Origin of the sequence: Micropruina sp. (genome assembly GCF_027492755.1) — a bacterium.
Classification (GTDB): Bacteria; Actinomycetota; Actinomycetes; order Propionibacteriales; family Propionibacteriaceae; genus Micropruina.
Map to the genome: position 1 here is coordinate 3,835 of NZ_JAPUED010000079.1, position 12,394 is coordinate 16,228.

Annotated in this window: 10 protein-coding genes and 1 pseudogene; 9 read left to right on the forward strand and 2 right to left on the reverse strand. The window is 67.5% G+C overall.

What is annotated here, in order from left to right; all coding sequences use genetic code 11:
• Positions 1-268 precede the first annotated feature (268 nt).
• The 8 genes from Q0066_RS05250 (at position 269) to Q0066_RS05285 (ending at position 9,578) form a co-directional block, all read left to right on the forward strand.
• Positions 269-1,492 carry an MFS transporter gene (locus Q0066_RS05250; protein WP_298130791.1) on the forward strand — a complete coding sequence of 408 codons (1,224 nt, stop codon included), beginning with the start codon at positions 269-271 and terminating at the stop codon, positions 1,490-1,492.
• Between the two features lie 265 nt (positions 1,493-1,757).
• Positions 1,758-2,456 carry a hypothetical protein gene (locus Q0066_RS05255; protein ID WP_298130793.1) on the forward strand — a complete coding sequence of 233 codons (699 nt, stop codon included), beginning with the start codon at positions 1,758-1,760 and terminating at the stop codon, positions 2,454-2,456.
• Positions 2,457-2,464: 8 nt separating this feature from the next.
• Positions 2,465-4,495 (forward strand): histidine kinase, encoded by a 2,031-nt coding sequence (locus tag Q0066_RS05260; protein WP_298130795.1) that lies wholly within the window; start codon positions 2,465-2,467, stop codon positions 4,493-4,495.
• Positions 4,488-5,144: a response regulator transcription factor gene (locus tag Q0066_RS05265; RefSeq protein WP_298130798.1), complete on the forward strand. Its 657-nt coding sequence runs from the start codon at positions 4,488-4,490 to the stop codon at positions 5,142-5,144. Before Q0066_RS05260 ends, Q0066_RS05265 begins: the two co-directional genes overlap by 8 nt.
• 308 nt (positions 5,145-5,452) lie before the next feature.
• Positions 5,453-6,190, forward strand: a complete 738-nt coding sequence (locus Q0066_RS05270; protein WP_298130803.1) for a response regulator — start codon at positions 5,453-5,455, stop codon at positions 6,188-6,190.
• Between the two features lie 114 nt (positions 6,191-6,304).
• A complete protein-coding gene (locus Q0066_RS05275) occupies positions 6,305-6,946 on the forward strand; it encodes a hypothetical protein (RefSeq protein ID WP_298130805.1) in 642 nt (213 codons plus the stop codon).
• A gap of 10 nt (positions 6,947-6,956) precedes the next feature.
• Positions 6,957-8,936, forward strand: coding sequence for a GAF domain-containing sensor histidine kinase (locus Q0066_RS05280; protein WP_298130807.1), 1,980 nt, complete (start codon positions 6,957-6,959; stop codon positions 8,934-8,936).
• Entirely contained in the window at positions 8,937-9,578 is a 642-nt protein-coding gene (locus Q0066_RS05285) for a response regulator transcription factor (protein WP_298130810.1), read from the forward strand.
• Between the two features lie 122 nt (positions 9,579-9,700).
• Here the strand turns inward: Q0066_RS05285 and Q0066_RS05290 are convergent, their stop codons facing one another.
• Positions 9,701-10,663, reverse strand: coding sequence for a phosphotransferase (locus Q0066_RS05290; protein ID WP_298130812.1), 963 nt, complete (start codon positions 10,661-10,663; stop codon positions 9,701-9,703).
• A gap of 116 nt (positions 10,664-10,779) precedes the next feature.
• Here Q0066_RS05290 and Q0066_RS05295 point away from each other — a divergent pair, with 116 nt between their 5' ends.
• Positions 10,780-11,601 carry a hypothetical protein gene (locus Q0066_RS05295; protein WP_298130813.1) on the forward strand — a complete coding sequence of 274 codons (822 nt, stop codon included), beginning with the start codon at positions 10,780-10,782 and terminating at the stop codon, positions 11,599-11,601.
• A gap of 225 nt (positions 11,602-11,826) precedes the next feature.
• On the opposite strand, the pseudogene Q0066_RS05300 reads toward Q0066_RS05295, so the two are convergent.
• Positions 11,827-12,394: pseudogene (locus Q0066_RS05300) on the reverse strand (hypothetical protein); the annotation flags it as partial.

Sequence of the window (12,394 nt, forward strand, 5' to 3'; positions counted from 1 at the left end):
GATCAGTCGCCGATCAAGGGGCCCCTCCCTCGTCATCCCGGACTTGATCCGGGATGACGTGAGTGGCTCTGCGCTTCCATAGGGAATCGCCGATCCGGAATCAGCGTTGGTTGAGTTGTCGAGACCCCCTCCCGGCCTTCGGACTGGGTCTCGACAAGCTCGACCAGCGGTGACCGGCACTTCCCAAGCAGGTCATCGGGCGTCGGCTCGGTGGCGACCGGCCGACCGACTCGACATATTTATAGTTGTAGTGACTAGAATAAGGTGCGTGACCTCCTTGACGCGACGCGGATCAGCCACCGCAGCCCTTCTCGCTCTCGCGATCGGCAGCTTCGGCATCGGCATGACCGAGTTCGTGGTGATGGGGCTGCTGCCCGATCTGGCTAGCGACCTGCTGCCCAATGCCTGGGCGGTGGATCGCGAGGCGACGATCGCTCAGGCCGGCGTGCTGATCTCGCTGTACGCCCTGGGCGTGGTGATCGGCGCACCCACCATCGCCGGCTCGGTGGCGCGCTTTCCGAGGCACCGGGTGATGATCGTGCTCGCCCTGGCCCTGACCGTGTTCAACGCGCTCACCTTCCTCGCCCCGAGCTTCGAGTGGATGGCCGTGTCGCGGCTGCTGGCCGGCCTGCCGCACGGGGCCTACTTCGGCATCGGCGCGCTTGTCGCCTCCGACGTGCTGGGTCCCGGACGCCGCGCGCAGGGCGTCGCCTTCGTGCTGACCGGGCTGACGGTCGCGAACGTGGTCGGCGTGCCGCTGGGCACATTCCTCGGCCAGAACTACGGCTGGCGGGTCACCTTCATGGCCGTCGCGGCCGTCTTCGCGCTGGCCACCGTCTGCATCGCGGCATTCGTGCCGCATCACGAGGGCAGCCCGGAGCGCACCCTGCGGGCCGAGTTGCGGGTGTTCCGGATCGGCCAGGTGTGGCTGACCCTGGCAATCGGCGCGATCGGTTTCGGCGGCTTCTTCGCCGTCAACAGCTACGTGGCATCGATGGTCACCGAGGTCGCCCACGCGCCGGCCTGGGCGGTGCCCGTGGTGCTGGTGACCAGCGGCATCGGCATGACCATCGGCAATCTGGTCGGCGGACGGCTCGCCGACCGCGACCTGCGACGCACCCTGCTCGGCGCCTTCCTGGGCACCGCCGCGGTGCTGGCGCTGATCGGACTGACCGCGCAATGGATCATCGTGCTGGCCGCGCTGCTGTTCGCCCTCAACTTCTGCGGCTCGATCCTGGCGCCGTCCATCCAGACCCGGCTGATGGACGTCGCCGAAGACAACCAGTCGATCGCCGCCGCGCTGAACCACTCGTCGCTGAACGTCGGCAACAGCCTGGGCGCCTTCTTCGGCGGCACCGTGATCGCCGCCGGCTGGGGCTTCGTCGCCCCCGCCTGGGTCGGCGTCGCGATGGCACTCGTCGGACTCGTACTCACCACGGTCGGCTTCGGCCTGGTCCGCCGCCGCGGGCGCGAACTGGCTCCCGCCTGCTGAGCCCGTAGCTGCCGTCCCTAGCCCCCTTCGACTGACGTCGCCCTTTCCGCCCAGACGCAGGCGCCGATCTGGAAGTGGATGTGCCGGGGCGACTGCTGCCGTTTCCGTTTGCACGACGGGTACGACATTCTGCGTGCCGACTTCCCGATTTTCCCGGGCAGAGCGGGAAGTCCTGCTCTGGTCGCGTCCTCGATCCGAGGTCACCCTGAAGACGAGGCCGCGTCCGCAAGGCTTCGCCATGACCAGCAGAAGTCAGGAGCCAGCAATGTCTTCGAATGCTCCATTCACCGTTTCCCCACCCTTGCCGACGACGGCGGGTGACGTGCGTCGTGCCGGTTGGGGTGGCATCGCCGCCGCGATCGCTCTGATCATCACACCGGCCTATGTCTTCGTCGGCCCGCTGCTCGGCGTCGAGTTCCGGGCAGGAGCAGATGCCTACGATCCCGTGACGAATGCCAGTTGGACCAGCGGCTTGTTCGGACTGCTCGAACTCGCCCAGGCGGTCGGAATCGGCTTCCTGGTGACGGGTGTCCGCCGTGCCCTGCCCGCAGGGTGGGCGCGCGATCTCGGGGCGCTGGCCGGGGTGCTGTGGGTCACCGGCCTGACTCTGCACGCTGCCGCGTTCATGGTGCAGAACACGCAGGCCCAGGCCGCCAACTGGAGCAGTCTCACTTCCGAGGTGAGCGTGCGCGCGATGATCGGCGCTTCCGTCACTGTCATCGAGTGGGCCTTCTTCGGACTTGCCGTGTTCGCCGCCGCCGCCTGGACCATTGCTTTCCTCGTCGCGGGCCGCCCGGCGGGGATCGTGGGCCGCGGAGCTGGTATCTCTGCCGTCGTGATCGCGTTGATCGCCGCGGGTCTCGCGGCCGTTGGCATCATCCCGCCGGCAGCGACCCTCGCGCAGATCCCGATCTGGTTGATCGTGGGGATCGCGCTCGTGGGGCGCTCACGCTCGCTGCGATAATGAGCGGCATGCGGCAGGTACTCGCCAGGGTGGCCGCCCTCTCGGCGGCCACGATGGCCTGTCTGCTGCTCTGTCTTGCGTTCGTCGGCGCGGCAGCCCTCGGCTGGGGGCCGCCGGAACTCGCCGAGCACGGTCTGGCGAGTATCCCCTGGCTCGCCGTCGGCTTCACCCCGGCCGGTGCGATCCTCGCCTGGCAGCGGTCGCGCAATCCGATCGGCTGGTTGATGCTGGCTACCGGGCTCGTGGCGGCTGTCGCTGTCGCCTCGATACCCGGTACGGCCGTCGCGGCGGAACAGGACTGGCCACTGTGGCTGCAACTCACGCTTGCGAACGTCTCCTTCTCGGCCTGGTCGCTGTGGTTGATACTGATCCCGCTGACCCTGCTGTGCTTTCCCGCCGGCCGACTCGGCACTTGGCCGGTGCGCGTCATTGCCATCATCACCATCGTCGGGGGAACCGGCATCCTTCTGCTCAGCCTCGCCGATCCGGGAATCGATGCGTGGGTCGCGGGCTTCGACATTCCCGCAGATGGCCCACTGTTCGCCGCCGGATCGATTGCTGTGCTCGGCGATACCGTCGTCGCCTCGGCGCTCCCACTCCTTCCACTGCTCTTCGTCGTGCAATCCGCCGCATTCGTCGGAATGGTCGTCGTGCTGACCGCCCGGTTCGCGCGCGGCGACGACCGGGTGAGGCAGCAACTGTTCTGGATACTGCTGTCGGCCCTCAGCAGCGTCATCCTCCTGGGCACGGGAGTCGTCGCGGCCGTGTTCGGTCCTGCCTTCGGCCTACTGGCGCTACTGCTTCCGCCCATCGGCATTCTGATCGCGATCATGCGAGTCAATCTCTTCGATGTGAAGCTCGTCTTCTCCCGTGCCCTCGCGTGGAGCATCCTCACCACCGTCTTGGTCATTGTGTTCTTCGCCCTGGTCGCCGTCCTCGGTACCCTGCTCGTCCAGACGGCCAGCGCCGTCATTGCAGCGCTCGCCGTCGCCCTGGTCTTCGAACCGCTGCGGCGAGTGTTTCAGCGCCTGGTGGACCGGCTGATCTACGGCCGCCGCTCAGAACCCGTCTACCTGGTCGAGCTGGTCGGCTCCGGCATCAGCCGAGCGGGCGACCTGCCGAGCCTCGTCAGCAGGCTCGCCGACTCTCTCAAGCTTCCCTGGCTCGCCATTCGAGCCGGCGAGCGGATCCTGACCGCGAGTGGAACCCGGCCGGCGGTCGTGGAGATCTTCCCTCTGCGACACGGTGCCGACGAAGTCGGTTCCGTCGAGGTGGGATTGCGGCGCGGTCAAGGCAGGCTCGGCCGGCCGGACCGTGAAGTGATGGATCTGCTGACGCCCTTCCTCGCGATGCTGCTGCAACTGACCGCCGTATCGGAGGATCTCGCCGCATCGCGCGGCCGGATCGTCGCCGCGACGGAAGAGGAACGCCGGCGGCTGCAAGGGGATCTGCACGACGGCGTGGCCTCGGCGCTCGGCGGAGTGGCGTTCAAGATCGAGGGGATCCGGAACCGGATTCACCAGCATCCGCGCGAGGCTATCGACCTGCTCGCCGGAGTCCACGACGATGTCGTGCGCGCGAACTCCACGCTCCGCGAGGTCATCCACGATCTGCATCCGACTGAACTCGACACGCTGGGACTGGTTGGTGCCATCCGTGAAGCGACCGCCTCGCTCCAGCCACGGCGCGAGACAAGCGATCGTGTCGTGACGGTGAACGCCGACCCCGAGCGGATGGTGCTTCCGGCCGCCGTCGAGGTGGCCGTGTACCGGATCGTCATCGAGGCGACGACCAACGCCCTGCGTCATTCCGCCGCAACCGGGGTGGCGATCGACCTCACACTCGCGTCCTCGGTGATATCGATCACCGTGCACGACAACGCGGCGAGAGCGGGTGAGTGGACGACCGGCGTCGGCCTGCGCTCGATGCGCGACCGAACCGAACAGCTCGGCGGCCGGTTCCACGCAGGACCGAGCGCGACCGGGGGAATCGTCGAGGCCGTGATCCCCGTGCGTGAAACGGCGGGCAGCGATGCCTGAGCAAGCAATCCGGGTACTGATCGCCGACGATCATCCGGTCGTGCGCGACGGACTCACCGTGCTTATCTCCTCACTGTCCGAGATCGAGGTCGTCGGCGTCGCGGCATCGGGCGAGGAGGCCGTCCGTGCCGCGATTGAGTTGCGTCCCGATGTCGTCCTCATGGATCTGTCCATGCCGGATCTCAGCGGCATTGAGGCGACCTCCCGCATCCGTCGCGCGGCACCGACGGTGAGGGTCCTCGTCCTCACCACTCACGAAGACCCGGCAAGCCTCACCGGCTCTATGGGAGCCGGTGCCAGCGGGTATCTGCTCAAGACCAGCGTCATCGGTGAGATCGCGACCGCCATCCGCGCGGTACACAGCGGCCAGTTGACCTTCGGCAGCGACATCGCCGAGACGGCTCTCGGACTGTTGACCGAGGGCGATAGCCGCCCGCCGCGCGCCTTTCCCGAACTGACCGAGCGCGAGTTCACGATCCTCGATCTCCTCGCCAGCGGGGCCACGACCGAGCGGATCGCCGACCGCCTCGGGCTCTCCGGCAAGACAGTCAGCAACAACCTCTCGACGATCTTCGCCAAGCTCCGAGTCGCCACACGCACCGAAGCCGCGCTGCTCGCAAGTTCCCAAGGACTCGGGCGCACGAACTGAGACCCACGCGACGGGGTTGCCGCCACTTGCGCCGTTCCATCGTTGCGATCGGCTTCCTGAGAGATTCCGCATTCCCGCGCAGACCCGTGGCGCGATGGGTGGCGCGATGGGCCGACCGGGACGATTTCCCGGCGCGGTCCGGACACCGCACCCTATCCGCTCGGGTCGGCGGGTTCGTAGCGTCGGGACATGAGTACCACCGCTGCCGCCCCAGGCTCACAGGGGACCGTCCCGGCCACAGGCCCCGACCCGTCGACTACGACGGCATCGGAATCGGCGACCCGCCGATCGGAGTCGGGATCGCCTCCATGCGCGAACGCTCCGCAGAACTCGGTGGCCGCCTCAGCGTCACCGAGCAGAACGGCGGCGGCACCCTGGTGAGCGCCCGCCTACCCCTCTCCTCTCCCTGGGAGCCGCCGAATGACCGACACGATCCGGGTAGCCGTCGTCGACGATCACACCGCATCCGCGAGGGCATCGAAGCCGTCCTCACCGGGCGCGGCGGCGTGCGCATCGTCGGATCGTACGGCACCGCTGAAGCCGCCCTTGCCGGGCTCGTCACCGACCCCGCGGACGTCGTGCTCATGGACTTGGGTCTGCCGGGCCTCAGCGGGATCGAGGCCACACGCCGGCTGCTCGTCACCGCGCCCACCACCCGGGTGCTCGTGCTTTCGATGCTGGACGACACCATGAGCGTCCGCGACGCGATCGACAGCGGCGCGGCCGGTTATCTCGCCAAAACGGCGGGACTGGACGAGATCCTCCGCGGCATCCACGCCGTCCACAACGGTCAACTGCTCCTGGGAGCCCCCGTCGCCCGCCATCTCACCGGCAACCGCACCGGGCCCGTCGACGACGGCTACGCGCCGCGAGAACGTCAGGTGCTCGCGCTGCTCGCCGAGGCGGCCACGACCGGACAGATCGCGGAGCGTCTCGGCATCGCGCAGAAGACGGTCCGCAACCTGCTTTCCACGCTGTACCTGAAACTCGATGTCGAAGACCGCGGACAGGCCGTCCTCGCGGCCCGGCGCCTGCTCAAGCCCTGACGGAATCGACGAACGGATTTCCCGGTCGTTTCCTCTGGTTCCCGGGAGACCGGGAACGGCAGCGTGGTTGGTGTTCGGGCCACATGACCTGGCGACCACGGAGGGTTGAGAAGAATGACCGACGTCATAGGACCACATCCGAGTGGAAAGGTCGGCGGCTGGCTCTTGGCCCTATCGCCCCTGTACTTCGTGATCCTCATCGCGGTGAATGTCTGGGCTTTCAGCGCGAACAGGATCGGTTTGTTCGTGGACATCACGCGCGAGCAGATGGACGCCATCATCCTGAACTGGGTGCTTGCCAACGCCATTGTCACATTAACCTGGCTGGCTGGCGCGCTCGGGGTCGTCCTCATCTCCCGGGTGCTCCTGAGCGGCGCTGCACGACGCTGGGCGGCATTGTCGGTGGGGGTGACTGTCGCTGCGGCGTTGGCATATCTGGTGAGCCTCGTCCTGCGGCTCACCGCAGTGGGATTCACCGGATCGCGGCTCGGTGACGACCCCAGCTACGCGCTCTCGGAGCAGATCGTCAACCGGGTCGGCTGGTTCGGGGCACTCATCGGGGTCGGTCTGCTCTGCGTCGCTCTGGCAGTGAGCCGCACGCGGCGCGTCACCGGAATCGTTGTCGGCTCCGCGTCGGCGGTCGTCCTGCTCCTCTCAGTCCTCGCCTATGACCTCACGCCGCCGTTTCTCTTCGGCCTGCTCTGGACGCCGATCGGGATCACCTGGCTCACGGGGCTGCGGCGGACACGCCGGTAGGCTGGGGCAGATGACGGCGATCAGCGTCCCGATGCGAACGGCATTGCCGGCATTGATCCCGAGGGCGGCCACCTCCGGCGTCGTCGGAGTTCTCGCCATCGGTGCCCTCGCAGTCATGGCCTGGCATTCAGCAAGGAGTGCGCTGGGGCCCTCCGGCGCACTCCTGTTGGCCGCTGATCTTGTGCCGTTCGTTGCGGTACTCGTGACCGTGGGCTTCCTGCTCACCGCGCCTGCTTTCACTGGATTCACGGCGTATCTCGCGATCGCGCTCGTCGTCTACGTCGTCGGCGCTATCGGGATATTCACCCGGGCTACCACGCTCATGCCGGCCGCCCAGCCACTGTGGAACGCCTGCACGATCTTCTCGGTATTCGGTTTCCTGCCCGTCGCCTATCTGTTCCCGAGCGGCCGTTTCACGCCGCGCTGGACTCGCTGGCTCCCGTTGGGTTGGGTCGCGGCCGCAGCACTCGCACTCGCCTTTCCCTGGAATCCGTTTCCTCCCATTCCACTCGCGTTCCTCTCCGCGCTCGGCGTTGTTCTCGTGCTCAGCGCCATCGGAGCGCAGGTCTGGCGTTACCGTGCGCGTTCCAGTCCACTCGAACGTCAGCAGACCAAGTGGCTGTTGCTCGCACTCGGTCTCCAGTGCGCATACTTCCTCGCCGTCATGGCGCTACCGCCCAATACCGTGACGAACCTCGGGAGCCAGGCACTCTCGATCACGCTCGGAACCTTCAGCTCGCTGACGACCACCGGAATCGTGGTCGCGGTCGGCTTTGCGATGCTGCGCTATCGACTATTCGAAGTCGACCTCGTCATCGCCCGAACCCTCGTGTATGGAGCCCTGACGGCTTTCATCCTGACCTGTTACGTCATCGTCGTCGGCGCCGTGGGACTGCTCTGGCCCGCCGGCACACCACTGGCTTTGCCGATCCTCGCCACCGCGCTCGCGGCACTCGGGACAGAGCCCCTGCGGCGGAAGCTACAGCGCGGAGTGAATCGCTGGCTCTACGGACAGCGCGATGAACCAATCGTGGTGCTCAGCCGGCTCGGTGATGAGCTTGCCGTGGTCGCGGACCTCGACGGCGTACTAGAGCGCATCGCGAGGACCGTATTCAGCACGCTGCGCTTCCCTCAGGTCCGTGCCACGGCGCTCGTGGATGGTGTTGTGATCTGGACGGCATGTGCAGGCGATCCATCTGCCGACGACGACCAGGCGGTGATCCCGCTCTCCTTTGAGGCGCGCGAAGTCGGTCGCTTGTACGTCACGCCCCGGACAGGAGAACGATTCACCGTCCGCGACCGTGATCTACTCGACCGGATTACTCCACAGGCTGGCATCGCGATCCACGCGGCGCTCGTCACCGAACAGCTGAGACGCTCCCGCGATGAGATTGTCGAAGCCAGGGAACAGGAGCGACGACGACTGCACCGCGAGTTGCACGACGGACTCGGCCCCATGCTGTCCAGCCTTCATCAGCGCATTGACCTCGCCGACCGTGTGCTCGACGCGCAACCCGCACGGGCACACACCCTGCTCGACGGCGCCCGCTCAGGGCTCGTCAGCACCCTCACAGAAGTGCGTGGCATCGTCGATGCGCTGCGACCCGCACTCCTCGAAGCACTCGGCCTGATCGTTGCGGTCACCGAGGCGTGGGCGGCCGAACCAAGAGTGTCGGTGACGGCATCGTCGTCACCGACACTGCCGGCCGCAGTCGAAGTCGCGGCGTATCGGATCGTGATGGAAGCGATCGGGAATGCGGTACGACATGCCGGAGCAACGCGCATCGAAGCTCGACTGCACGTTGAGGACGGAACGCTGGTCCTCGAAGTCCTCGACGACGGCTGCGGCGGGACCACCACCGCACGGGCTGGGGGCGGACTGCACACCATGCGGGAGCGCGCGACAGAACTCGGTGGATCACTCGTCATCACTGAGGGCGACCCTGGAACGACAATCACCGCACATCTTCCGATCGACGGGAGCCACTAAATGACTGCTATCCGTGTGCTGCTCGCCGACGACCACCCCTTCTACCGCGAAGGAGTTCGCGCCATGTTCGCGGCCGAGGAGCACGGTATGACACTGGTGGCCGAGGCCTCCTCGGGCGAGGAGGCGGTCGAACTTGCTGCGAGGCACAGTCCTGACGTCGTGCTCATGGATGTGACGATGCCCGGCATCGGTGGCATCGAAGCCACTCGTCGGATCACCCAGGCTGACCCGCAGATCGGCGTCCTCGTCCTGACCATGCACGATGATACGACCGTGTTCAGTGCGATCCGTGCCGGCGCTCGCGGTTACTTACTCAAGCACGCCGGCTTCGCTGAACTCCATCGCGCGGTCACCGCAGTGCACCATGGAGAGGCGATCTTCAGCCCGGAGATTGCACGACGGATCGCTGAGCATTTCGACCGGCCTGTGACACCGGGCTCCGATGCCTTCCCAGACCTTACCGAGCGTGAACGAGAGGTGCTTGCCCTGCTCGCAGCCGAACTTGATACTGCCACGATCGCCCGCCGTCTCGGCCTCGCAGAGAAAACCGTGTACAACTATGTGGCGACGATCCTTGCGAAGCTCCGTGCTCGCGACCGTTCAGAGGCCGCACGTCTCGCCCGCGACGCGGGACTCGGCTGAGACTCGACGCGACGCGTCGGGACAGCGCGATTCTGCTTTATCCCGCGCGACCTCGGCGCCGGGATGGCAGGAGACCGCGGCAACGAGCTGGGCGTGTCGGACAACGAGCCGGCGCCGGGCGGTCAACGGACGGCGGCTCGCAGAGCGGACGCGTGCCGGGAGCACTTCAGCCAGTCCCGCAGGGCCGCCGCCTGGAACCGTTGGAACTCCCGCAGCGTGGGTAGACCGGGCGGATCGGGTTGCCGTCCGGAGTGCTCGAAGAAGCTGAGAATGCCGACCAGTACCTGCACGATCAGATCGGTGCTGATGCCGTAGTCGTCCGCGATGCGCGCGACCCAGGCGTCGGCGTCCACGTCCGGCTCGGCACTGGAGATGAACTCGATCACCAGCAGCGCCGGATCGAGCCACGCCGCCCCGCGCACCGCCCAGGCCCAATCGACGACGATCAGCCGGCCGTCGGTGCGCAGCATCAGGTTGTCGGCGCGTAGGTCGAGGTGCACCAGGGTGTCCCCGGCCAGCTCGGCCAGGGCTTCGTCCGCCGCTGCTGCGAGTGCGTGCCGCCGCTCGGCCAGCCAGGGATCCAGGTCGACCGCATCGGCAAGTTCCGGCCAGTGGCCGAACATGTCGCGTAGCGCGTCGGCAGCGTCGTCCCACTGCCCCGGCGGCGCGGGAGTGAGGGGACCACGCAGGTCGGCCAGGCTAGCCAGCACAGCCTCCATCGTGGCATTCGTCCAAGGCAGCGGCGCCTGACGTCCGGGCACGTGTTCCAGCACGAGCGCGACCCAGCCGTCCGGGCCTTCATCGAGCGCGTCGATCAGTTCGGCGATCGGCAGTCCGGACGGCATGCCCCGCAGCGTCCGCAGTTCGGAGCGCAGCAAGGCGGGCGAATCGGGGTTGCGGCTCGGGTGTCCCGCTTTGAGGAACGCCGCCGAGCCGTCCGCGGTGAAGAGCCCCTCGGCCACGCCCGGCGAATAGCCGCCGGAAGCCGGCTCGGTGCGGACGACCGGCGCACCGAGCACCCCCTCGACCCACTCGTGGACGTGGCCGGGCAACTCCGCGAACGTCAGCCGGGTACGGGTCTGCATGGCGTCGATCATGGTCCATTCCGGGTACCCGTGCGAACGGACCAGCGTGACATCGTTCCTATGAGTGCACACGGACGTCTGGTCCATACGCAACGATCTGTGCCAGTGTGGACGCCATGGGCTCGTCCGCACCCACTCCCGCCGGTCATCCGCACCGCACCATGCTGGTCAACGCCACCGCCGCGCTGTTGCTGGGCAGCGCGCTGATGGTCATCGTCCACGAGTGTTGCCACTGGATCGCCGGGGCGTTGATCGGCCATCGCAGCACGCTGTACGCGTTCGGCGTCGAATACACCCCGCCGACCGAAGGTGGTCAGGCGGCCTTCACCGCGCTCGCCGGCGTCATCGGGTCGCTGCTGATCGGCGCACTGTGCACCAGTTGGCAGCCGTTCCGGCGCAGCAACGGCTTCGGGCATCTGCTGTGGCTGTGGTTCGGGTTCTGCCAGCTCCAGGAGGCCGTCACCTACCTCGTGATCACGCCGTTCGGCGCGGGCGACACCGCTGTCGCGCTGCGCGGACTGGGCTGGCCGGACGCCGTCGGCTGGGTGATGGCGGTGCTCGGCGTGGCTGGCATGTTCCTGACCGCGCGGATGTGGGCGCCGCATATGCGTCACGCGGTCGGTGAGGACCTGCTGCTCGCCCGTTGCTTCAGCTTCTTCCCCTGGCTGATCTCGATCCCGGTCGGAACTGTGCTCACCTCGGCGCAACTGGCCGGTGCCGGCATGGACGTCTCAATCGGCGAGGCGACCGCCATCATGCTCGCCGGCGTAGCCGCGACCGTGTTCGCCCCGATGGGCTTCCTCTTCTTCCGACGGACCACCGGCCTGGAGCATCGCCCGCTGCGACTGCCCTCCGTCCCCGTCCTCGCGATCATCATCTTCGTGCTGCTCGAGGTGCTGAACCTGACGGTCCTGATGTCCGGCATCTCGATCGGCTGACCCCCTCCCCCTTGGCTCCCGGTACGAAGGGACGGTTCTTTTCGTTCCGCCGTTGGCACGGAGGGACGGTTCCTTTCGTGCCACCAGCGGTACGTGGGGACGGTTCTTTTCGTTCCGCTGTTAGCAACAGACCGCCGGACGGCTCGTCCGCGCCGCCAGTGGAACGAAAGGAACCGTCCCTCCGTACCAACAGCGGAACGAAAAGAACCGTCCCTTCGTACCGGGTCAGCGGCTGGCGGGCTCTAACAGGTCGGCATATCCCAGTTGCTCGGAGAGTTCGGTGATCCAGCGGGCGGCTGGGGGGCCGAGCCGGACGCCGACCGACCCGATCGCACGGCTGAGCGCACCGGCGCCGACGTCGTCGGCCAACAGCTCTCGCGGGAGGCCGAGGTCGGCGAGCAACAGAACGTACGCGGGGGCCAGCCACTCGTATTCCAGGACGAGGGCGGCTCGTCCGTCAGTGGGCAGCGGGCCGGCGGCGCGCCGCTCCAGCTCGGACGCCATGGCGGTGCGGTCGGCCCGCAGCCGCTCGACCTCCCAGGCCCGCTCGACCATGGCGCGCGCGTCGTCCGGATCGACCTCCAACCAGCCGGTGACCAGGCCGGGAACACTCAGCTCGGGTAGGAATGCCGACGAGCTGTCGCGTGGGGCGGCCAAAACTCCCGGCCGCAGACTGCGGTAGCCGTGGGCCGCGGCGGCTGTGCGCAAGGCGTCACGGCTGCGGCGGCGTTGCTCGCTGATGGTGTAGATGAGCAGGTGGAACCGGCCGTCCCAACCAGCTGTGCCTCCGTCG

Excerpts from the sequence above, each read along its gene's own strand:
- Q0066_RS05255 (WP_298130793.1), top strand. The coding sequence starts at position 1,758 with ATGTCTTCGAATGCTCCATTCACCGTTTCCCCACCCTTGCCGACGACG.
- Q0066_RS05260 (WP_298130795.1), top strand. The coding sequence starts at position 2,465 with ATGCGGCAGGTACTCGCCAGGGTGGCCGCCCTCTCGGCGGCCACGATG.
- Q0066_RS05265 (WP_298130798.1), top strand. The coding sequence starts at position 4,488 with ATGCCTGAGCAAGCAATCCGGGTACTGATCGCCGACGATCATCCGGTC.
- Q0066_RS05270 (WP_298130803.1), top strand. The coding sequence starts at position 5,453 with ATGCGCGAACGCTCCGCAGAACTCGGTGGCCGCCTCAGCGTCACCGAG.
- Q0066_RS05275 (WP_298130805.1), top strand. The coding sequence starts at position 6,305 with ATGACCGACGTCATAGGACCACATCCGAGTGGAAAGGTCGGCGGCTGG.
- Q0066_RS05280 (WP_298130807.1), top strand. The coding sequence starts at position 6,957 with ATGACGGCGATCAGCGTCCCGATGCGAACGGCATTGCCGGCATTGATC.
- Q0066_RS05285 (WP_298130810.1), top strand. The coding sequence starts at position 8,937 with ATGACTGCTATCCGTGTGCTGCTCGCCGACGACCACCCCTTCTACCGC.
- Q0066_RS05290 (WP_298130812.1), bottom strand. The coding sequence starts at position 10,663 with ATGCAGACCCGTACCCGGCTGACGTTCGCGGAGTTGCCCGGCCACGTC.
- Q0066_RS05295 (WP_298130813.1), top strand. The coding sequence starts at position 10,780 with ATGGGCTCGTCCGCACCCACTCCCGCCGGTCATCCGCACCGCACCATG.